Annotated in this window: 19 protein-coding genes; 10 read left to right on the top strand and 9 right to left on the bottom strand. The window is 63.1% G+C overall.

From position 1 onward, the window contains the following. Positions 1 to 65 precede the first annotated feature (65 nt). The 4 genes from ligB to HWQ56_RS26870 all read right to left on the bottom strand — a co-directional run bounded on the left by ligB (position 66) and on the right by HWQ56_RS26870 (position 4445). Complete coding sequence (gene ligB / locus HWQ56_RS26885) at positions 66 to 1748, bottom strand: NAD-dependent DNA ligase LigB (protein ID WP_176572156.1); 1683 nt, start codon at positions 1746 to 1748, stop codon at positions 66 to 68. 93 nt (positions 1749 to 1841) lie between these two features. Continuing rightward, on the bottom strand, positions 1842 to 2084 hold the full coding sequence (locus HWQ56_RS26880) for a hypothetical protein (RefSeq protein ID WP_176572155.1): 243 nt from the start codon (positions 2082 to 2084) through the stop codon (positions 1842 to 1844). A 156-nt stretch (positions 2085 to 2240) separates the two neighbouring features. Then, positions 2241 to 3431 (bottom strand): methionine adenosyltransferase, encoded by a 1191-nt coding sequence (gene metK / locus HWQ56_RS26875; protein ID WP_158152922.1) that lies wholly within the window; start codon positions 3429 to 3431, stop codon positions 2241 to 2243. An 18-nt stretch (positions 3432 to 3449) separates the two neighbouring features. After that, positions 3450 to 4445: an ArsR/SmtB family transcription factor gene (locus HWQ56_RS26870; RefSeq protein WP_158152921.1), complete on the bottom strand. Its 996-nt coding sequence runs from the start codon at positions 4443 to 4445 to the stop codon at positions 3450 to 3452. A gap of 259 nt (positions 4446 to 4704) precedes the next feature. On the opposite strand from HWQ56_RS26870, the gene tkt reads away from it, so the two are divergent. The 6 genes from tkt (at position 4705) to fba (ending at position 10928) form a co-directional block, all read left to right on the top strand. Next, a complete protein-coding gene (gene tkt, locus HWQ56_RS26865) occupies positions 4705 to 6702 on the top strand; it encodes a transketolase (protein ID WP_158152920.1) in 1998 nt (665 codons plus the stop codon). Positions 6703 to 6848: 146 nt separating this feature from the next. Further along, positions 6849 to 7907: an erythrose-4-phosphate dehydrogenase gene (gene epd, locus HWQ56_RS26860; RefSeq protein WP_158152919.1), complete on the top strand. Its 1059-nt coding sequence runs from the start codon at positions 6849 to 6851 to the stop codon at positions 7905 to 7907. Between the two features lie 12 nt (positions 7908 to 7919). Then, positions 7920 to 9083, top strand: coding sequence for a phosphoglycerate kinase (locus HWQ56_RS26855; RefSeq protein WP_176572154.1), 1164 nt, complete (start codon positions 7920 to 7922; stop codon positions 9081 to 9083). A 32-nt stretch (positions 9084 to 9115) separates the two neighbouring features. Beyond that, entirely contained in the window at positions 9116 to 9340 is a 225-nt protein-coding gene (locus HWQ56_RS26850) for a hypothetical protein (protein WP_176572153.1), read from the top strand. A 96-nt stretch (positions 9341 to 9436) separates the two neighbouring features. Next, entirely contained in the window at positions 9437 to 9760 is a 324-nt protein-coding gene (locus HWQ56_RS26845; RefSeq protein WP_176572152.1) for an MliC family protein, read from the top strand. Between the two features lie 103 nt (positions 9761 to 9863). Continuing rightward, positions 9864 to 10928 carry a class II fructose-bisphosphate aldolase gene (gene fba / locus HWQ56_RS26840; protein WP_158152915.1) on the top strand — a complete coding sequence of 355 codons (1065 nt, stop codon included), beginning with the start codon at positions 9864 to 9866 and terminating at the stop codon, positions 10926 to 10928. A gap of 125 nt (positions 10929 to 11053) precedes the next feature. Here fba and HWQ56_RS26835 read toward each other — a convergent pair whose 3' ends face one another. Then, positions 11054 to 11728: a polysaccharide lyase family 7 protein gene (locus HWQ56_RS26835; protein ID WP_158152914.1), complete on the bottom strand. Its 675-nt coding sequence runs from the start codon at positions 11726 to 11728 to the stop codon at positions 11054 to 11056. Between the two features lie 336 nt (positions 11729 to 12064). Between HWQ56_RS26835 and HWQ56_RS26830 the strand changes: the two genes are divergently transcribed. From HWQ56_RS26830 to HWQ56_RS26820, 3 genes are read left to right on the top strand one after another with little or no spacing between them, the layout of a single operon-like run. After that, a complete protein-coding gene (locus tag HWQ56_RS26830) occupies positions 12065 to 14185 on the top strand; it encodes a putative bifunctional diguanylate cyclase/phosphodiesterase (RefSeq protein ID WP_176572151.1) in 2121 nt (706 codons plus the stop codon). A gap of 48 nt (positions 14186 to 14233) precedes the next feature. Further along, a complete protein-coding gene (locus tag HWQ56_RS26825) occupies positions 14234 to 14728 on the top strand; it encodes a YgjP-like metallopeptidase domain-containing protein (protein ID WP_158152912.1) in 495 nt (164 codons plus the stop codon). A gap of 18 nt (positions 14729 to 14746) precedes the next feature. After that, positions 14747 to 15043, top strand: a complete 297-nt coding sequence (locus tag HWQ56_RS26820; RefSeq protein WP_158152911.1) for a winged helix-turn-helix domain-containing protein — start codon at positions 14747 to 14749, stop codon at positions 15041 to 15043. Here HWQ56_RS26820 and HWQ56_RS26815 read toward each other — a convergent pair. Further along, entirely contained in the window at positions 15034 to 15492 is a 459-nt protein-coding gene (locus tag HWQ56_RS26815) for a GNAT family N-acetyltransferase (RefSeq protein ID WP_158152910.1), read from the bottom strand. The genes HWQ56_RS26820 and HWQ56_RS26815 overlap by 10 nt on opposite strands. 145 nt (positions 15493 to 15637) lie before the next feature. Here HWQ56_RS26815 and HWQ56_RS26810 point away from each other — a divergent pair, with 145 nt between their 5' ends. Then, positions 15638 to 16378 carry a substrate-binding periplasmic protein gene (locus tag HWQ56_RS26810; RefSeq protein ID WP_158152909.1) on the top strand — a complete coding sequence of 247 codons (741 nt, stop codon included), beginning with the start codon at positions 15638 to 15640 and terminating at the stop codon, positions 16376 to 16378. On the opposite strand, the gene yccS is transcribed toward HWQ56_RS26810, so the two are convergent. The 3 genes from yccS to dbpA all read right to left on the bottom strand — a co-directional run bounded on the left by yccS (position 16379) and on the right by dbpA (position 21265). After that, a complete protein-coding gene (gene yccS / locus HWQ56_RS26805; RefSeq protein ID WP_176572150.1) occupies positions 16379 to 18580 on the bottom strand; it encodes a YccS family putative transporter in 2202 nt (733 codons plus the stop codon). A gap of 118 nt (positions 18581 to 18698) precedes the next feature. Continuing rightward, positions 18699 to 19877: a BaiN/RdsA family NAD(P)/FAD-dependent oxidoreductase gene (locus tag HWQ56_RS26800; protein WP_176572149.1), complete on the bottom strand. Its 1179-nt coding sequence runs from the start codon at positions 19875 to 19877 to the stop codon at positions 18699 to 18701. A gap of 50 nt (positions 19878 to 19927) precedes the next feature. After that, a complete protein-coding gene (gene dbpA / locus HWQ56_RS26795) occupies positions 19928 to 21265 on the bottom strand; it encodes an ATP-dependent RNA helicase DbpA (protein WP_233270807.1) in 1338 nt (445 codons plus the stop codon). Positions 21266 to 21325 lie beyond the last annotated feature (60 nt).

The raw sequence follows: 21325 nt of genomic DNA, 5'->3' as shown, positions 1-21325 counted from the left end.
CCGTGTAAGGACTGTCCTATTGAACGGCTTATTGAAGCCAAAGTCTGTAAGAAGTTTCCTAGTTTTTAACCAGTAAAGCCTGCAATGCCTACAGTGCGGAGCCTATTGGCGACAGCGAGTACCTCCGGGTGCCGGAAGAACTCGAACAGCTGCGTGGCCCGTGTCGTGCCAATGCCGGGCTGCGCTTGCCATTGCTCAAGGCTGCGGGCAGCCAATTGCTCCCACGTCTGTGCTGCGCTCAACGGACCAACCGCAGGTGCCCCCAGGGCTTTGAGCCAGGCCTGCAAGCCATGGCGGCGCGCTGCCTGAAAGCTTTCCAGGAGGCGGGTGCGGCTGCGCATGCCCAGTTGCGGCACGTCGGCCAGCGCCTGTTCGTCCAGCAGCAGCCAACTGGCGAGATCGTTGACTTTTCCCGCCTGAATGAGGCGCTCCCAGGTCGCGGCCCCCACGTGGGCCATGTTCAGCCCCTGTTTGCTGCCAAGCCAGGTCAGGCGCGCGCGGAACTGCGCCTCGCAACCCTCGGTGGGGCGCCAGCAGCTGAGTGCGTGGTAGTCCGCCGCGGCAGGGGTTGCAAGGGGCTGCCTGTCGGGGCTACGCCATACCACCTCGCCCAGCCGCGGTATGGTAAGGCCGGCAAGCTGCACGGCGACCTGGTCCCCGGGCAGGATGTCCAGTGCGCGCCAGCGTTCCAGCGAGCCAACACTGACGCGTCTCACCGTGCGGTCGTCCAGACGTACCGGGTGCAGTTCCAGCACGGGGGTTATGCGCCCGCTGCGGCCGATGCTGAAGGTTACCTCGCGCACATGGGCCAGCGCCTGGGCATAGGGATATTTCCAGGCGGCAATCCAGTACGGCACCCTGGCCTGCCAGCGACTGGCCGGCGGCCGTTGGCTCAGGCGCAGGATCAGGCCGTCGCTGGCGAATGGCAGCGGCGTGGTGTACCAGTGGTTGCGCCAATGGCTCGCCTGGTCGGCGTCGATGATGGGTTGGCTGTATCGGGTTGGCAGGTCGAAACCCAGGGCCGCCAGGCCTGCCAGGCGCTCCGGCAAGGTGGGTGGGCCTTCGGGCCAGTCCCACGCGAACAACCCGATGTTGGCCCCATCGGCCACGTCTAGCTGCTTGCGTGCCATCAGCCCGGCGACCTTGCCGCGTGCATTGTCACTGCCGTCGCGGGCCTGGACATGCCCGTCATAACGCCAATACAGCTCACCTTGCAGGATCAGGTCCACGGGTTTGGGGAGCGCCTGGGGTACCGCTGGGATGGAACGGGCATTGGCGGTCCAGTCATGGCCCTGCTCGCCATCGCCGCGGCTGATGACCTGGTGCAGCCTGCCTTGGCGGTAGACGACCGTCACCGCGACCCCATCGACCTTGGGTTGCACCCAGACATCGGCCTTGTGCCGCAACCAGTCGGCGACGGTGGCCAGCTCGGCATGCTTGCCTACGCCCGTGTGGGCAATGGGATGCGATACGGTGCCACGCGCCGACTCCAGCGGTTGCGCATTGGCAGAGCCCGCGGCCGGAAAACACTGCTGCCAGTGATCCAGCCTCACGCGAGCCTGGTCGTAGAGTTCATCGGCAATGGCGGAGATGCCGTCGCGGTGATACTGCGTATCCCATTCAGCAAGTTGCGCCTGCAGGGCGGTGAGCTGAAGCGTGGCGTGGGCAGGGTTCCAGTCCGGGCAACTTTCGGCAGTTGCCAAGGCCGGAGCCAGCAAGGCACCCAGCAGCATGAGGGTGGGGTTCATCGTCGGCTTCCTTGCGCGACACAGGGGGAACCCCAAGCCTAGGAAAGCTTTGCTGCAGGTGCGCGGCGGCGTGGTTACCGCGTATTGCCCGGATCAGCGCTGGTTTGGCGCTTCTTGCTGGGTGCGGGTCGAATGAACCAGGGGCTTGTGTGGCGGTGCCTTCTTGACCACGACTTTCTTGTGCACCGGTTGTGGCGCCTTGTGTTTCTGTTGTTGCTGGCTGTGGGTGTCGTGACTGTTGGGGGAATTGGCCATGGTTGCCATGTTGGCGGCCTGGGCGTTGATGGCAAAAAGGCCCAGCAGGGCGGCGGCGGGGGCGAACAGCGAAATGCGCATCGGAACCTCAAAAGTCTGAAAATAAAAGCCGCCCGCTCAGCGAGCGGGCGGGCATAGGAACGAAAAAGCCCCGGCCAGTTTCCTGGCCGAGGCTTTTTATTTTGTAAGCTGCAAGCTACAAACCGAGTACCGTCCGCCGTTGCTTGCAGCTTCCCTTCACAGCCCGGCAGCAGCGCGCAGTGCGTCGGCGCGGTCGGTGCGTTCCCAGGTGAACGTGGTGAAGGTATCTTCGCCCACGGTCACTTGCTCCGGGGTGCGGCCGAAGTGGCCGTAGGCCGCGGTGCGCTGGTACATCGGGTGCAGCAGGTCGAGCATGGTGGTGATCGCGTACGGGCGCAGGTCGAAGTGCTCGCGTACCAGCTTGACGATCTTGTCGTCGCTGATCTTGCCGGTGCCGAAGGTGTTGATCGAGATCGATGTGGGCTGTGCCACGCCGATGGCGTAGGACACCTGGATCTCGCAACGGTCGGCCAGGCCGGCGGCGACGATGTTCTTGGCCACGTAACGACCGGCGTAGGCAGCCGAACGGTCAACCTTGGACGGGTCCTTGCCGGAGAACGCGCCGCCGCCGTGGCGGGCCATGCCGCCGTAGCTGTCGACGATGATCTTGCGGCCGGTCAGGCCGCAGTCGCCTACCGGGCCACCGATGATGAAGTTGCCGGTCGGGTTGATGTGGAACTGGGTGCCCTTGTGCAGCAACTCGGCCGGGATCACTTTCTTGACGATCTCTTCCATCACGCCTTCACGCAGGTCGGCGTAGGAAACGTCCGGGTTGTGCTGGGTCGACAACACGATGGCGTCGATGCCCACCACGCGGCCGCCTTCGTACTGGCAGGTGACCTGCGACTTGGCGTCCGGGCGCAGCCATGGCAGCGTGCCGGCCTTGCGGGCTTCGGCCTGGCGCTCTACCAGGCGGTGCGAGAAACAGATCGGCGCTGGCATCAACACGTCGGTTTCGTTGCTGGCGTAGCCGAACATCAGGCCCTGGTCACCGGCACCCTGGTCTTCCGGCTTGCTGCGGTCCACGCCCTGGGCGATGTCCACCGACTGCTTGCCGATGATGTTCATCACTGCGCAGGTGGCGCCGTCAAAACCCACATCGGAGCTGTTGTAGCCGATGTCGACGATGACCTTGCGCACGATGTCTTCGAGGTCGACCCAGGCCGAAGTGGTCACTTCGCCGGCGATGATGGCGACGCCGGTTTTCACCAGGGTTTCGCACGCCACGCGGGCAAACTTGTCTTGCGCAATGATGGCGTCCAGGACCGCATCAGAGATCTGGTCGGCGATTTTGTCCGGATGCCCTTCAGACACGGACTCGGAGGTGAAAAGGGAGTATTCGCTCATCTCGACGGTTTCCTAAATTTACCGATGGTGAGTGTCGCCAGCCGGTCGCTGAAAATGGCGGACCTGGATCTGGAAACCATTACGTAAGCCCACATACAGGCTTTCCCCGGGAACGAGTCCCGCAGCGGTGGCCCAACGGGCCAGGTCTTCCTGTTCAAAACCCAACCAGAGATCACCGCAGGCCTCCCTGGCCCAACTCTGGTTGTGACTGCACAGCTCGGTCACCAGCAGGCTACCACCGGGGATTACCCGGGCGGCCAGCCGTTCGAGGGCCAGGGCCGGGTCGGGGAAATGGTGCAGCACCATGTTCAGGACCACGCAGTGGGCCTGGGCATGGCTGTCGCCCAATGCATCGGCCAGGCTCAACTGGACATTGCCCAATTGAGCGCGCTGGCAGAGCTGACGGGCCAGTTCAAGCATTTCGGCGCTGTTGTCCAGCGCGGTGACCTGGGCGAAGCGGCGGGCCAGGTCGGGCAGAAACGCGCCGTCACCGGGGCCTATCTCCAGGGCGCTGGCCTGTTCGCCGAAGCTGAGTTTGTCCAGCAGTGCCAGAACGCTGTCACGGTACTGCGCCAGGCCGGCGATCAGGTCCTGCTGTGCACGGAACTTCTCTTCCATGCGCGAGAAAAAGTCTTCACTGGCCGCCGCCCGCTGACGCTGCACCAGCGCCATGCGTGCCCGCACATCGATGGGCAGGGCAAGGTCGTCGACTTCATCGAACAGGGCCGCATGCAGGCGCCCGCCCGGTGAGTCCGCCGCCGGCAGGGCACGGCGATAGAAAATCGCGTTGCCTTCGCGGCGCGTGGCCACCAGCCCGGCCTGGGCGAGCACCTTGAGGTGGTGGCTCATTCCCGACTGGCCGATGGCGAAGATCTGTGCCAGCTCCAGCACGCCGAAAGAATCGCTTGCCAGTGCCCGCAATACGTTCAGCCGCAGCGAATCGCCACCGGCCTTGCACAGGCTGGCAAGGGCGTCGTGGTGCTCGTGGCGGGTTTCGGGTACGGGCAAGTTCATAGGTTCGGCAGTCTAGACAGCGAAAACCGGCACCGCAAGGGCAATATCAAAAAGTTTTGATATTGCACGATGGATGGAGCCGAATGGGGCGAATGGTGGTCCACTACAGGAAGACGTTGCAGGCAGACCGGCCATTAGTTCCCGATGAGCAGGAAAAACACCGCCCTTTGACTATCTGTCATTGCCCAGAGGCGTGGCGTGGGGGAAAATGCCGGTCTTTTCAAAATCCGTACTTTTTATAAAGCCCAGGAGATAAGCGATGCCCAGCCGTCGTGAGCGTGCCAACGCCATTCGTGCCCTCAGCATGGATGCCGTGCAAAAAGCCAACAGCGGCCATCCCGGTGCCCCGATGGGCATGGCGGATATCGCCGAAGTGCTTTGGCGTGATTTCTTGAAGCACAACCCGACCAATCCGTCGTTCGCCAACCGCGACCGCTTCGTGATGTCCAACGGTCACGGTTCGATGCTGATCTACTCGCTGCTGCACCTGACCGGTTACGACCTGTCGATCGACGATCTGAAGAACTTCCGCCAGCTGCATAGCCGCACCCCAGGCCACCCGGAATACGGTTACACCCCCGGTGTCGAGACCACTACCGGCCCGCTGGGCCAGGGCGTGGCCAACGCCGTGGGCTTCGCCATCGCCGAAAAGACCCTGGCGGCCCAGTTCAACCGCCCCGGCCACAACGTCGTGGACCACCACACCTACGTGTTCCTGGGTGATGGCTGCATGATGGAAGGCATTTCCCACGAAGCAGCTTCGCTGGCCGGTACCCTGGGCCTGGGCAAGCTGATCGCCTTCTATGACGACAACGGCATCTCCATCGACGGCGAAGTCGAAGGCTGGTTCACCGACGATACGCCCAAGCGTTTCGAAGCCTACAACTGGCAAGTGATCCGCAATGTCGACGGCCATGACGCCGACGAGATCAAGACCGCCATCGAGACCGCTCGCAAGAGCGACCGCCCGACCCTGATCTGCTGCAAGACCACCATTGGTTTCGGTTCGCCGAACAAGCAAGGCAAGGAAGAGTCCCACGGCTCGGCCCTGGGTGCCGAAGAAGTGGCCCTGACCCGTGCCGCGCTGAAATGGAACCACGCTGCCTTCGAAATCCCGGCCGACATCTACGCCGAATGGGATGCCAAGGAAAACGGTCGTGCGCTGGAAGCCGAATGGGACCAGCGTTTCGCCGCGTACTCGGCCGCCCACCCGGAATTGGCCAACGAATTCATCCGCCGCATGGCCGGTGAGTTGCCAGCCGACTTCGCGCAAAAGGCCGATGCCTGGATCGCCGAAGTGGTTGCCAAGGGCGAAACCATCGCCAGCCGCAAGGCCAGCCAGAACGCTCTGAACGCCTTCGGCCCGCTGCTGCCGGAACTGCTGGGCGGCTCGGCTGACCTGGCGAGCTCCAACCTGACCTTCTGGAAAGGTAGCCAGAGCATCAGCGCCGAAGCCCCAGGTGGCAACTACCTGCACTACGGCGTTCGCGAGTTCGGCATGAGCGCCATCATGAACGGTATCGCCCTGCACGGCGGTTTCGTGCCTTACGGCGCCACGTTCCTGATCTTCATGGAGTACGCCCGCAACGCCGTGCGCATGTCGGCCCTGATGAAGAAGCGTGTGGTGTATGTGTTCACCCACGACTCCATCGGCCTGGGCGAAGACGGCCCGACTCACCAGCCGATCGAGCAACTGGCCAGCCTGCGCTGCACGCCGAACCTGGACACCTGGCGCCCAGCCGACGCCGTTGAATCCGCCGTGGCCTGGAAGCACGCCATCCAGCGCAACGACGGCCCTTCGGCCCTGGTGTTTTCGCGGCAGAACCTGCAGCACCAGCCACGTGATGCCGCGCAACTGGCCGACATCGAGCGCGGTGGTTATGTGCTCAAGGATTGCGAGGGCGAGCCGGAACTGATCCTGATCGCCACTGGTTCCGAAGTGGGCCTGGCCATCAGCGCACAGGCCAAGCTGGCCGAGCAGGGCCGCAAGGTTCGCGTGGTGTCGATGCCGTGCACCAGCGTCTTCGAGGCCCAGGACGCCAGCTACAAGCAGGCCGTGCTGCCGCTGGAAGTGGGTGCGCGCATTGCCATCGAAGCCGCGCATGCTGACTACTGGTACAAGTACGTGGGCCTGGAAGGCCGTGTCATCGGCATGACCACCTTCGGCGAGTCCGGCCCTGCGGCCGAGCTGTTCGAAGAGTTCGGCTTCACCGTCGACAATGTCGTCGGTACCGCTGAAGAACTGCTGGAAGACTGATGTACCGCCTGCCTGGCTGGTGTGGGAGCTGGCTTGCCAGCGAGCTTTTGAGGGCATCAGAAGCTCGCTGGCAAGCCAGCTCCCGCACCTGCATGGGCATGCCGCCATGCAGCAAGGTTTGACCCATTGTTTCCAGTGAGCACCTCATGCCCCAGCCGCGTCCCTATAAAGTTGCACTCAATGGCTACGGCCGCATCGGCCGTTGTGTCATGCGCGCGCTTTACGAGCGGGGCGCCGAAGCGGGCGTCGAGGTGGTTGCCATCAACGACCTGGCCGACATGGCCAGCCTGGAATACCTGACACGCTTCGACTCTACCCACGGCCGCTTTCCTGGCCAGGTGCGCAGCGAAGGCGATTGTCTGATGATCAATGGCGACTGCGTGAAAGTACTGCGCAGCGCCACCCCCGAGGGCATCGACTGGGCGGCGCTTGACGTCGACCTCGTACTGGAATGCTCCGGGGCCTGGCATACCCGTGCCGACGGCCAGCGCTTCATCGACGCCGGCGCGCCACGGGTGCTGTTCTCCCAGCCCATGGCCAGCGAGACCGATGTCGACGCCACTGTGGTGTTCGGCATCAACCAGCAGGTATTGACCGGTACCGAGACGCTGGTGTCCAACGCTTCCTGCACCACCAACTGCAGCGTGCCGTTGCTGCGGTTGCTGGATGAGGCCCTGGGCCTTGAGTACATCTCGATCACCACCATCCATTCAGCCATGAATGACCAGCCGGTGATCGATGCCTACCATGCCGAGGACCTGCGCCGTACCCGCTCGGCCTTCCAGTCGATCATCCCGGTATCCACCGGGCTGGCGCGCGGAATCGAGCGGTTGCTACCGGAACTCGGTGGCCGTATCCAGGCCAAAGCAGTGCGCGTGCCGACCGTGAACGTGTCCTGCCTGGACATCACCCTGCAAGTGAAACGCGACACCGACGCCCGGGAGGTCAACCGTATTCTCCATGACGCCGCGCTCAGCGGGCCGCTCAAGGGGTTGGTGGCCTACACCGAACTGCCGCACGCCAGCTGTGATTTCAACCATGACCCGCATTCGGCCATCGTCGATGCCAGCCAGACCCGTGTATCAGGCCCGCGCCTGGTCAACATCCTGGCCTGGTTCGACAACGAGTGGGGGTTCGCCAACCGCATGCTCGACGTGGCAGAACACTTTCTGTACGTCGTCAACCAACAATCAAAACAGGCTTGAAGGACTGAACACATGACTGTGTTGAAGATGACCGACCTCGATCTGCATGGTAAGCGCGTGCTGATTCGCGAAGACCTCAACGTCCCCGTGAAGGACGGTGTGGTCACCAGCGACGCGCGTATCCTGGCCTCGCTGCCGACCATCAAACTGGCGCTGGAGAAAGGCGCCGCGGTGATGGTCTGCTCGCACCTGGGCCGCCCGACCGAAGGCGAGTTTTCCGCCGAGAACAGCCTCAAGCCCGTGGCCGACTACCTGAGCAAAGCCTTGGGCCGCGACGTGCCGCTGGTGGCCGATTACCTGGACGGTGTCCAGGTGAACGCTGGCGACCTGGTGCTGTTCGAGAACGTGCGCTTCAACAAGGGCGAGAAGAAAAACGCCGATGAGCTGGCACACAAATACGCGGCTTTGTGCGACGTGTTCGTGATGGACGCCTTCGGCACCGCCCACCGTGCCGAGGGTTCCACCCACGGCGTGGCCAAGTTCGCCAAAGTCGCTGCAGCGGGCCCGCTGCTGGCCGCCGAACTGGATGCGCTGGGCAAGGCCCTGGGCGCGCCGGCCAAGCCAATGGCAGCCATCGTTGCCGGCTCCAAGGTATCCACCAAGCTGGACGTACTCAATAGCCTGAGCCAGATCTGCGACCAACTGATCGTTGGCGGCGGTATCGCCAACACTTTCCTGGCCGCGGCCGGGCACCCCGTCGGCAAGTCGCTGTACGAGCCGGACCTGCTGGACACCGCCCGTGAAATCGCTGCCAAGGTCAGCGTACCGTTGCCGGTGGACGTAGTGGTCGCCAAACAGTTCGCGGAAACCGCCGAAGCCACCGTCAAGCTCATCGCCGACGTGGCCGAAGACGACATGATCCTGGATATCGGGCCGCAAACCGCTGAACAGTTCGCGCAGTTGCTGAAGTCCTCCAAGACCATCCTGTGGAACGGTCCGGTGGGCGTGTTCGAGTTCGACCAGTTCGGCAATGGCACCAAGGTGCTGGCCAAGGCGATCGCCGAAAGCCCGGCGTTCTCCATCGCTGGCGGCGGTGACACCTTGGCGGCCATCGACAAGTATGGCGTTGGCCAAGATATTTCCTACATTTCCACCGGCGGTGGTGCCTTCCTCGAGTTCGTTGAGGGCAAGGTGCTGCCGGCCGTCGAAATGCTGGAGCAGCGGGCCAAAGGCTGATCCTCATGCACAGGTGGAAAGGAAGCGTCCAGATGACCAAGGCATTGCCGTTGTTGCTGTTGGCCACTGCGCTGGCAGGCTGTGCCCATAAGGCTGACACTGCCCCGGCCCAGCCCGACCACGTGCCGGGCAAGGGCGGCTGTTACCAGTCTGACTGGCAGGCGGAGACGGCGCCGGTCATCAACAAGCGCCTGGGCCCGGATGGCCTCGAAAAGTACGACACCGAGCGCCAGGCTCCGGGGCAGGGTTGCCCTTGAGTCGACCGCTGGTCGGAACAACCGGCGGGCTTTTCAGTCCGATGGAATTGAGCGGCAGGCCATGGCCTGCCGTTGCGCTGCAAGCGAGGAAGTAAAATGAAAGGCTTTGTGGCCATGATGGCGTTTGCAATGCTGGGTGGTTGTGCAAGTTTCAATCAGGCCCCGGCGCCCGCTGACTGGACCCACTGGACCTGCGACAGCCAGGCTAGCGTCGATTGGCGTTACCTGGATGCCGGCAAGAACAGCGTGGAAGTGAAGCTGGGTGGCAGCACCCAGGTGTACCACCTCAAGGCTGAGCCCGGTGCGTCGGGCGAGCTGTACAGCGATGGCGTGCTGGCGTTCCACAGCAAAGGCAATGAAGGCCTGGTGTACTGGGTCGCGACCAACGATTTGATTGGCCGGGCCTGCAAGGCCCAGTGATGAGCAGGGCCGGGCACATGTCCGGCCTACACTACTTGAATGGCAGCCGCCGCTACGGCAGGCTTGCACGATTAACGACCCTCGACCGGGAGAGAGACTCACAATGGCACTCATTAGCATGCGCCAGATGCTGGACCACGCCGCTGAATTCGGCTACGGCGTACCAGCCTTCAACGTCAACAACCTTGAGCAGATGCGCGCCATCATGGAAGCCGCTGACAAGACTGACTCCCCGGTAATCGTCCAGGCGTCCGCGGGCGCCCGCAAATACGCTGGCGCACCTTTCCTGCGCCACCTGATCCTGGCGGCGATCGAAGAGTTTCCGCACATTCCGGTGTGCATGCACCAAGACCACGGCACCAGCCCTGACGTGTGCCAGCGCTCCATTCAACTGGGCTTCAGCTCGGTGATGATGGACGGCTCCCTGGGCGTCGACGGCAAGACCCCGACCGACTATGACTACAACGTGCGCGTCACCCAGCAGACCGTGGCCATGGCCCACGCCTGTGGTGTGTCGGTGGAAGGCGAGCTGGGCTGCCTGGGTTCGCTGGAAACCGGCATGGCTGGTGAAGAAGACGGGATCGGTGCCGAAGGTCAACTGGACCACAGCCAGATGCTGACCGACCCTGAAGAAGCCGCTGACTTCGTCAAGCTGACCCAGGTCGATGCCCTGGCGATCGCCATCGGCACCAGCCATGGCGCCTACAAGTTCACCAAGCCGCCTACCGGCGACGTGCTGGCGATCGACCGTATCAAGGAAATCCACAAGCGTATCCCCAACACCCACCTGGTGATGCACGGTTCTTCCTCGGTACCGCAGGAGTGGCTGGCGATCATCAACCAGTACGGCGGCGACATCAAGGAAACCTACGGCGTGCCTGTCGAGGAAATCGTCGAGGGCATCAAGCACGGCGTGCGCAAGGTCAACATCGACACCGACCTGCGCCTGGCGTCCACCGGCGCCATGCGCCGCCTGATGGCCACCAACCCGAGCGAATTCGACCCGCGCAAATTCTTCGGTGAAACCGTGAAGGCCATGCGTGACGTGTGCATCGCCCGCTACGAAGCCTTCGGCACCGCCGGCAATGCTTCGAAGATCAAGCCGATCTCGCTGGAAGCGATGTTCCAGCGTTACGCCAAGGGCGAGCTGGCTGCCAAGGTCAACTGAGTACCTGGTTGTAAAACAAGCCCCGCCTCGTGCGGGGCTTTTTTCTGCTGCCCAGCTGCCATATCCCTATGGGCGGCTACACCGGCATGCCGCCGCTGCGGCCGGTAACGCTGCCGGGTACTGCCTCACGACGAGGTGCTATGGGCAATCGCCAGCTTGTAGAAGGTCACGGTGCCGCCTTCCGTGGTGTCACCGGTATTGTCCTGGGTGTACACCCCGGCCTTGAAGTACAGCTGTGATGCCTTCCAGGTGGCGCTGATCTGGTCGGCCCATGTGTAGCCGGCGGAGTCGACGCTGAGCATGCCACCCGGGCTCAGATGAATCAGGTAGTTGAACTGCTTGCCCAGCGGCACGCCGGTGGCGACCTGGATCACCGTGGGCTCGTCATCGTCCAGGTGGTAGCGCACCTTGGCGACGATGTTGCCGGTCTGAGTCTTGGTCTTGTACTGGTATTCAACCTTGAGCAGCGGCTGGTTGCTGCCGTACACGTGAATCTGGCCGATCACCACCTTGCCCGAGGAGGGCACCTGGTCGACGCTGAGCGTAGCGCGAAGGGTGTTGTCGGCGGCGCCATACAGCCAGTTGCGAACGGAGCCGTCGGCATTGGCCTCACGCAATTCACAGCGCGGGTAGATGGCGCTTTCAGTCACCGTGCCGGTCACGGGCGCCCAGAAGAACAGCGTGCCGGTGTCGGAATGGAAATACTTGTCCTTGAAGCCGGAGACCAGGGTGGGGGTGCTGATGGTCTGGGCTGGGGTACCTTCGGGAACACTCAGCATCCAGGTCGAGAGGTCGATCATGATAGTAGCCTTCCATATTATCGCGGCGGTCGACTGCCGAGAAACCAACCCGGCCGCTTGAGCTCGGGATTGAGAGGGCGCTCTTTATAGAGTCTTAAAAATAGTTTGTTAATGATGGCTAGTCGATAACTTGGCGCCAACCTTACGTCGAATTCGCTGCAGGCCCCTATTTCTGGGGGGTTTGGGAACTTACCGTTAGTCGGGTAAGTCTGTATTGGCAAGGTACTGGCACGTCTGCTGCTCCCGCACTCTTGGATCCTTGACTAGAGTAAGGAGCTATCTGTATCCGGTTTTTGCCTGAAAGGCCGGTGCCAAACGTCTCGATGAGAAGCATGCATGGACTGCGCGCAATCCCAGCCTAACGACGGCGCCTCGACGCTGCTGGTCGTAGATGATTATCCGGAAAACCTGATCAGCATGCGGGCCTTGCTCGAACGCCAGGACTGGAAGGTGGTGACGGCGGCATCCGGGGTGGAAGCCTTGAGCATGTTGCTGGAGCATGAAGTCGACCTGGTCCTGCTCGATGTGCAGATGCCGGGCATGGACGGCTTCGAAGTGGCGCGCCTGATGCGCGGAAACCAGCGCACTCGGCTGACCCCGATCATTTTTCTCACGGCCAACGAGCAGAACCAGGCGTCGGTGCTCAAGGGTTACGCCAACGGCGCGGTCGATTACCTGTTCAAGCCGTTCGACCCGCAGATTCTGCGTCCCAAGGTGCAGGCGCTGCTGGAGCAACAACGTAACCGGCGTGACCTGCAACGGCTGAGCCGCGATCTGGAAACGGCGCGGGCCTTCAATGCCTCGGTGCTGGAAAACGCGGCCGAAGGCATCCTGGTGATCGACGAGAAAGGCCGAATCAGTTTCGCCAACCCGGCCATCTCCCGCCTGCTCAACGCCTCGGTCGCCGAGCTCACCGGCGCTGAACTGCTGAAGTTCGTCGCCAAGCCGGCGGTCACTCAATGGCAAGACTCCGAGTTCTACCGTGCGTATTCCAACCGCGAGACATTCCGGGTGCATGACGCGGTCCTGTGCACGGTGTCCGGCCAGCAGTTGCCGGCGGCGTTGTCCTGCGCGCCATTGCCGGGCGAGCAGCATGCCATGGTGGTGACGGTGCTGGACATGTCGGTGGTGCGCAACCTGCACCAGCAACTCGAATACCAGGCAGTGACCGACCCGCTCACCGGGCTGCTCAACCGCCGCGGTTTCTACCAGACGGTGGAAAGCGCGCTGGTGCGCAATGAGCGTTCGGATAAATCCCAGGCCCTGCTGTACCTGGACCTGGATGGCTTCAAGCGCATCAACGACATCCACGGCCATGACGCTGGCGACCGGGTGCTGCGCTGGGTGGCCGAGCAGCTCAAGGATTGCCTGCGCTCCTACGACATTGTGGCTCGCATGGGCGGTGATGAATTTACCGCCTTGCTCGACACCCTGGAGTACCCCGAACAAGCCGCCAAGGTCGCGGAGAAACTGATCGACCGGGTCTCCATGTGCCAGCAGGTCGACGGCCTGGACGTGACCCTGGGGGTCAGTATCGGCATCGCCACCTACCCTGAGTGTGGTTCCAACCTGGACAGCCTGCTGCGCGCCGCTGACATCGCCATGTACGCCGCCAAACAGGCGGGTCGTCAGCAGTACCGTTATTACGACCAGGACATGAACGGCCGCGCTCGCTCGCGCCTGATGCTGGAAGACAGCGTTAGCAGTGCCATCGAGAAGAAAGATTTCACCCTGGTGTACCAGCCGCAGGTCGCCATCGCCGACGGTCGCCTGCGCGGGTTCGAGGCCTTGCTGCGCTGGCGTCACCCCAGTGTCGGCGACGTGCCGCCGGGCCTGTTCATCCCGTTGCTGGAAGAAGCCCGGTTGATCAGCCGCCTGACCAGCTGGATCTATCAGCAGGGCGCAGCCCAGCGCCATGCCTGGCGAGACAGCTTTGATGAGCAACTTATTCTCAGCATCAGCCTGAGCAACGCCCAGTTCGCCATGCCCAACCTGGTGCCGGAGCTGCAGCGGGCTATCGCCATGAACGGCCTGCAGGCCCAGCAGCTGGAAGTGGAGGTAGTGGAGACCTCACTGATGCACAACCAGGAGGAAGCCCTGCGCCAGCTGCATGAACTGCACAACCTGGGCGTGCGCGTGGCCCTGGACGACTACGGCACCGGCCACTGTTCGCTCAAATTGCTCCGCGACCTGCCCATCGATACGCTGAAGCTGGACCGCCACCTGGTGGCACGCCTGCCGGAATCCAGCCGTGATGCCGCGTTGGCGCGCAATGTCATCGAGCTGTGCCGGGATTTCGGCATTACCGTGATCGCCGAAGGGGTCGAGACCCGCGAGCAGTATCAATGGCTTCAGGCCAATGGCTGTGAGCTGGCCCAGGGTTTCATCGTTGCCAAGCCGCTGACGTCCGAGGACGCCACCGGATTCCCCGGGCACTTCGATTGGGCGTCAGTGTAGCCATGCAATTGGGTACACTGGCGGTCGATCCCACCGTACAGTGCCACCATGACGCCGCTCAAATACCTCCAGGCCTACCCCCCGCACCTGCAAGACCAGGTGCGCAAGCTGTTGGCTGAAGGCCGCCTGGGTGACTACCTGCAACAGCGCTACCCTGAGCGGCATGACGTGCAGAGCGACAAGGCGCTGTACAGCTATGCGCTGGAGCTCAAGCAGGAACACCTGCGCAATGCCCCCAATCTGGACAAGGTGCTGTATGACAACCGCCTTGACCTGACCCATCGAGCCCTGGGGCTGCATACCGCGGTATCGCGGGTGCAGGGCGGCAAGCTCAAAGCCAAGAAGGAAATTCGCATCGCTTCGCTGTTCAAGGAGGCGGCGCCGCAATTCCTGAGGATGATCGTGGTGCACGAGCTGGCGCACTTCAAGGAGTCGGATCACAACAAGGCGTTCTACAAGCTCTGCGAATACATGCAGCCGGGTTACCATCAGCTGGAATTCGACCTGCGCATTTACCTGACCTGGCGCGACCTGCCGCAATGACCGACCAAGGATAGTTCGATGGATGTCAGCAAGACCAAGACCAGTTTCTACCGCCGCCTGTATGTGGCATGGCTGATCGACAGCGGCACCGCCTGCAGCGTGCCAGCCATCACCGAAGCCACCGGCATGCCCCGTCGCACCGCGCAGGACACACTGCTGGCGTTGGCCGACCTCGACATCATCTGCGAATTCGAACAGCGCGAAGGCGAGCGCAACCATATCGGCCAATACCTGATCCGCGACTGGGGGGCCATCGACAAGGCCTGGATCGGGCGCAACCTGTCGGCCATCAAGGCCACGCTCGGCTACCCCTGAGCCCTGCGCATGCCGATATGGGGAATGCCGTCTTCCAGGTATTGCTCACCTTGCGCCACGAACCCATACCGCCCGTAATACCCCTGCAAATGCGCCTGTGCCGAGAGGTAGATCGGCACCTGCGGCCACAGTTTGTCCGCATGCCACAGCCCCTGCATCAGCAGTTCATGCCCCAGCCCCTTGCCCCGCGCGAATGGCGCGGTCACCACGCGGCCGATCACCACGTCGCCGTCATGGGCGGCCGGGTCCAGCAGGCGCAGGTAAGCCGCCAACTGGTTGCCCTCCCAGCCCATCAGGTGGCAGGTGTCACCCTCCAGGTCCAGCCCGTCGACTTCCTGGTACGGGCATTGCTGCTCGACCACAAATACTTCGGTTCGCAGTTGAAGAATACGGTAGAGCTGGTCGATACCCAGATCAGTGTGGTGTTTGCAGACCCAGTCGAGGGACATGTGGGCTCCTGAAAAATGAAGGTCGGTTGGCAACCGCCATCATAGTGTCAGACACGGGTGATGTTGAGCTAAGGTTAGAATCTGGATGTTGATCGCAAGGCTTGACCAACACGCCGGGCCTGGAGCCCGCTACAGGATCTTGAGCATGCTGCATTTGCTTCGAGTCTCGTATTTGCTTGGATTGCTGTTGGTGGCCCCATTGGCGTCAGCGGACAAGCTGCGCCTGGTAGCCGATGCCTGGCCGCCGTTCACCGACGCCACGATGGTCAATGGCGGGCTGGCCACGGAGCTGGTGACCACGGCCTTGGCCAGGGCCGGCTATGCCAGCGAGTTCGAACAGGTACCCTGGGCGCGGGCCTTGCTGGGTATCGATGAGGGGCGTTATGACGTGCTGGTCAACGCCTGGTACAGCGACGAACGCACCCGCATTGGCCAGTTCTCCGGCAGTTACCTGCAGAACCGTATCCTGTTCATCAAGACCAGGGGCACGCCCATCGCCTTCAGCGGCAACCTCGACGAACTGCACCCGTACCCGATCGCGATCGTGCGCGGCTATGCCTACTCCGGTGCTTTCGACAGCGACGGTGAATTGCAGAAGGTGCAGGTACACAATTTTCCCATGGCCGTGCGCATGCTGGCGGCGGGCCGAGTACAGCTGACCCTGGAAGACGAGTTCGTGGCGCGTTACTACTTGAACCGGGAAGTCCCGCGGGTGCGGGACTCAGTGGAGTTTCTGCCCGTGCCCCTAAGTCTCAACCACCTGCATATCCTGGTCAGCCTGAGAAACCCGGACCATGCCCGGATCGTGGCGGCGTTCGACAAGGCCATCGGCCAGATGCAGGCCGATGGCACCTACAAACGGTTGCTGAAGCAGTACGGCCTGTGATCAGGCCGCCGCGGGGGTCGCCTGCTCGGTCTTGTCCTTGATCAGGTGCGCGGCCAGGGTCCGCAGCGGCCCCAGTTGCCGGCAGATCAGCGCCAGTTGCGTCTGCACCAGGCGCTGGCCTTCATCGACCTCCTCAGGCATCTGCTCCAGGGCATTGGCCAATCCTTCCTCGGCATCACTGTGCAGCGCCACCGGCGTCTTGTTGGCCAGGGCGGCGGCGATCTCGTCAATGCTGGCGGCCAGCGCCTGGCCGGTGCCTTCGATCAGCTCGCTGCGCACCGGCTCTGGCAATTCGGTGGCCCGGTGCGCACCCAGGCCCGACAGGTAGCTGAGCAAGGTATGCGACAGCACCAGAAAGCGGAAGCCAACGTCCGCCTCTTTGCGGAAATGACCCGGCTCCATCAGCATGTTCGCCAGCGTGGTGGACAGCGCCGCATCGGCGTTGTGGGCGTTGCGTCGGGCCAGGCGATAGCTGAGGTCGTCACGCTTGCCGCGGGCGTACTGTTCCAGTATCTGGCGCAGGTAGATGCTGTTGCAGCTCAGGGTGTTGGCCAGCACTTTGTTCAGCCGACGGCCCTGCCAATCGGGGAGGAACAGGAATACCGCGATGATGGCGATCAGGCTGCCCAGCAGGGTATCGAACAGGCGCGGCAGGAACAGGCCATAGCCGTCACCCACCTGGTTGAAGCAGAACAGCACCATCAGCGTGATGCCCGCGGTGGAGACCGTGTAGCGGGTGGTGCGGTTGACGAAGAACACCAGGCCCGCGGCAATGGCGAACATCGACTGCACCAGCGGGCTGGGGAACAGGTTGAACAACGGCCAGCCGATGATCAGGCCGATGGCCGTGCCGATGATGCGCTGGCCCAGCTTGCGGCGGGTGGCGCCGTAGCTGGGCTGGCAGACGAACACCGTGGTGAGCATGATCCAGTAGCTCTGGGTGGTGGGCACCACGTGCACCATGACGAAACACACGATCAGCGCCAGCGGCAACCGCAGTGCATGGCGAAACAACAGCGAGGTAGGCGTCAGGTTCTGGCGAATGCGTCCCCACACGTCCTTGAGGTTGCGGGGGGAGCGGTCCAGCAGGCTACTGTCGCTCTCGTCGGCGAGCTTGTCGGGGTTGCTGGCGTCGCTGAGCAGGCGGTCCAGGGTGCCCAGGTTCGCCGCCAGTGCCCTCAGCGAACGCAGCAGGCCACGCCAGGCCGGGTTGCTCTGGATGCGCAGGTGCTCCAGCGAGGCGTGCAGGTCGCCCAGGGCTTCGGCAAAACTATCGTCGTAGACGAATGGCTGGCGCATCTGGATCGACTCCGACAGGCGCCGACACGCGGCGCCCTGCTGGCGCAGCAAGCGCTGGCAGCGGAACAGCACGTCACTGTGGAAAAAGGCTTCGGCCAGGGCGTTGTAGGGGTAGTGCGAAGAACTCGCCCGCTCGTGGATGTCCTGGGCCAGGAAGTACAGTTTCAGGTAGCGGCTGATCTTCGAACCGGGTCGGCCGCCGCCCACCCGGTGCAGGATGATTTCCTTGGTGGCATTGAGCGCCGCCACTACCTGGCCATTCTGCTTGGCCAGTTCCAGGCGCCGGGCTTCGATGTCCAGGCCGCGGATGGGTTCGAACAGGCTGGCCTTGAGCTTCAGATAAAAGCCCAGCTCGCGAAACAGCCGCGCCAGGGCCTGCTGCACCGGCTGGTTGGCGAACAGGGCCTGCCATAGCACTGACAGCAGCCCATACCAACCGGCCCCGGTTACCAGCAACAGCGGTTCTTCCCAGAAATTGCTGACTTCGCCGCCGCGCTGGTCAACGCCGATCATGGTGTACACCGCCACGATCAGCGTCGCGTAGGCCACGGCGTTGTAGCGCTCGCCCAGCGCACCGAGCATGGTCAGCCCGAACGCCGCCACGGCCAGGGCGATGATGAACAGGTAGGGGTAGGGAAACAGCAGTTCGACCGACAGCGCCGAGCAACTGAAACACACCAGGGTGACCGCCAGCGCCTTGATGCGGCCCTGCCAGTTATCGTCGGTCTCGGCCAGGGCGCAGGCGATGATGCCCAGGAAGATCGGGATCAGCGCATGCATTTCCCTTTGGTACCAACAGAACGCCATGGACCCGGTGAGGGCGATGAATACCCGCACGCTGTAACTGAACTTGTCGAGCGCCCATAAACGACGCATGGATTGGCGAAACGAGGTCGATGCCATAGAGGGGAAGCGAACCTGTTGGGCAGTTGATCTGAATGAACCGGTGCGTGCAGCGACTCATTGTCGCCGCTCTCTTATTACCAGCAAATCATGTTCCGGGATACTGCCTGCCGCGTTATTAAACGTACTGCGCTGCCGCGTAGCCCGAGGCCCAGGCCCACTGGAAGTTGAAGCCGCCCAAGTGCCCGCTGACGTCCAGCACCTCGCCGACGAAATACAGGCCAGGGCTTTTCAGCGACTCCAGGGTCTTGGAAGACACTTCGCGGGTATCGACGCCGCCCAGGGTCACTTCGGCCGTGCGGTAGCCCTCGGTGCCGGCCGGGACCAGTTGCCAGGCACCCAGTTTTTCGGCGATGTCGCGCAGTTCGGCGGGCGTGTACTGCTTCATCGGCTTGGAGGCGAACCACTGCTCGGCCAACAGGGTGGCCATTTTCTTGGTGAACAGCTCGCCCAGCAGGGTCTTGAACTCACTGTTGGGGCGCTCGGCCTGTTGCTGTTGCATCCAGGCCAGGGCGTCGTGGTCGGGCAGCAGGTTGATTTCCACCGTGTCGCCAGGGTTCCAGAACGAGGAGATCTGCAAAACCGCCGGGCCGCTGAGGCCGCGGTGGGTGAACAGGATGTTCTCGCGGAAACTCTGATCGTTGCAGCTCACCAGGCAGTCCACCGACGTGCCCGACAACTCGGTGCACAAGCCCTTGAGCTGGTCGGTGATGGTGAATGGCACCAGGCCGGCGCGGGTGGCCAGCACGTTGTGGCCAAACTGGCGAGCTATCTGGTAGCCGAAGCCGGTAGCGCCCAGGGTTGGAATCGACAGGCCACCAGTAGCCACCACCAGCGAAGCGCATGTCACCTGGCCCAGGCTGGTGTCCAGCAGGTAGCCGGCTTCGGTTTTCTCGATGCTCTGCACCGACGTGTCCAGGCGCAGGTCGACCTTCACCTGTTCGCATTCGCTGATCAGCATCTCCAGAATGTCGCTGGACTTGTTGTCACAGAACAGCTGGCCCAGTTTCTTCTCGTGGTACGGCACGCCGTGCTTGGCGACCATGGCGATGAAGTCCCACTGGGTGTAGCGGGCCAGCGCCGACTTGCAGAAATGCGGGTTCTGCGAGAGGAAATTCGCCGGTTCAGTGTACAGGTTGGTGAAGTTGCAGCGCCCACCGCCGGACATCAGGATTTTCTTGCCGGCCTTGTTGGCGTGATCGATGAGCAGCACCCGGCGGCCGCGGGCGGCCGCGCTGAAAGCGCACATCAGGCCGGCGGCACCTGCGCCAATGATCACAACGTCGGTAGAGCGCACACCATCATCCTTTCATTCGAGTGGTCCCGCAAACGCGGGATTTGCAGTGGTTACAGGATACGCACGCGCAGCGAGCGGCCCTTGATCTTGCCGTTGTTCAGGCGCTGCAGGGCCTGTTTGGCGATGTCGCGGTCCACGGCCACGTAGGCCTGGAAATCGAAGATCGCGATCTTGCCCACCTGGGTGCCAGGAATGCCGGCATCGCCGGTCAGCGCGCCCAGGATGTCGCCCGGGCGAACCTTGTCCTTGCGGCCGGCCGCAATGCACAGGGTGGACATGGCCGGCAGCAGCGGGCCGCCGCCCTTGGCGGTCAGGCTGTCCAGCGGCTGCCAGTTCAGCGGCGCCTTCTGCAACTGCTCGATGGCCTGGGCGCGGTGTGCTTCGGCCGGGGCCACGAAGCTGATGGCCAGGCCGTTCTCGCCGGCACGGCCGGTCCGGCCCACGCGGTGGATGTGGATTTCCGAGTCGCGGGCCAGCTCCACGTTGATCACCATGTCCAGGGCGTCGATGTCCAGGCCACGGGCCGCGACGTCGGTGGCCACCAGTACCGAAGTGCTGCGGTTGGCGAACATGGCCAACACCTGGTCGCGGTCGCGTTGTTCCAGGTCACCGTGCAGGGCCACGGCGCTGATGCCCTTGGCCACCAGGTGGTCGACCACTTCCTGGCACTGCTGCTTGGTGAAGCAGAACGCCACGCAGGACTGCGGGCGGAAGTGCCCCAGGGCCTTGGTCACGGCGCCCAGGCGTTCTTCCGGGCTGATCTCGTAGAAGCGCTGCTCGATCTGGCTGTCGGCGTGCAGCGACTCGGCCTTGACGGTCTGCGGGTCGCGCATGAACTTGGAGGCCAGCTGCTTGATGCCCACGGGGTAGGTGGCCGAGAACAGCAGGGTCTGACGGCGGTCCGGGGTTTGCTGGATGATGTCTTCGATGGCGTCGTAGAAGCCCATGTCGAGCATGCGATCGGCTTCGTCGAGCACCAGGGTGTTCAAACCGTCGAGTACCAGCGAGCCTTTGCGCAGGTGCTGCTGAATGCGCCCCGGGGTGCCGACGATGATGTGCGCGCCGTGCTCCAGCGAGGCGATCTGCGGGCCGAAGGACACGCCGCCGCACAGGGTCAGCACCTTGATGTTGTCTTCGGCGCGGGCCAGGCGGCGGATTTCCTTGGCCACCTGGTCGGCCAGTTCCCGGGTCGGGCACATGATCAGCGCCTGGCAACCGAAGTAGCGCGGGTTGATCGGGTTCAACAGGCCGATGCCGAAGGCCGCGGTCTTGCCGCTGCCGGTCTTGGCCTGGGCAATCAGGTCCATGCCCTTGAGAATCACCGGCAAGCTCTGCGCCTGGATCGGCGTCATCTGGGCATACCCGAGGGATTCGAGGTTGGCCAGCATGGCGGCGGACAATGGCAGCGTATTAAAAGCGGTGGCGATGGTGGTCACGGGACTGGCCTG

Origin of the sequence: Pseudomonas eucalypticola (genome assembly GCF_013374995.1) — a bacterium.
GTDB lineage: Bacteria > Pseudomonadota > Gammaproteobacteria > Pseudomonadales > Pseudomonadaceae > Aquipseudomonas > Aquipseudomonas eucalypticola.
The sequence above is the reverse complement of the archived record's forward strand: the minus strand, read 5'-3'. Positions and strand labels throughout refer to the sequence as shown.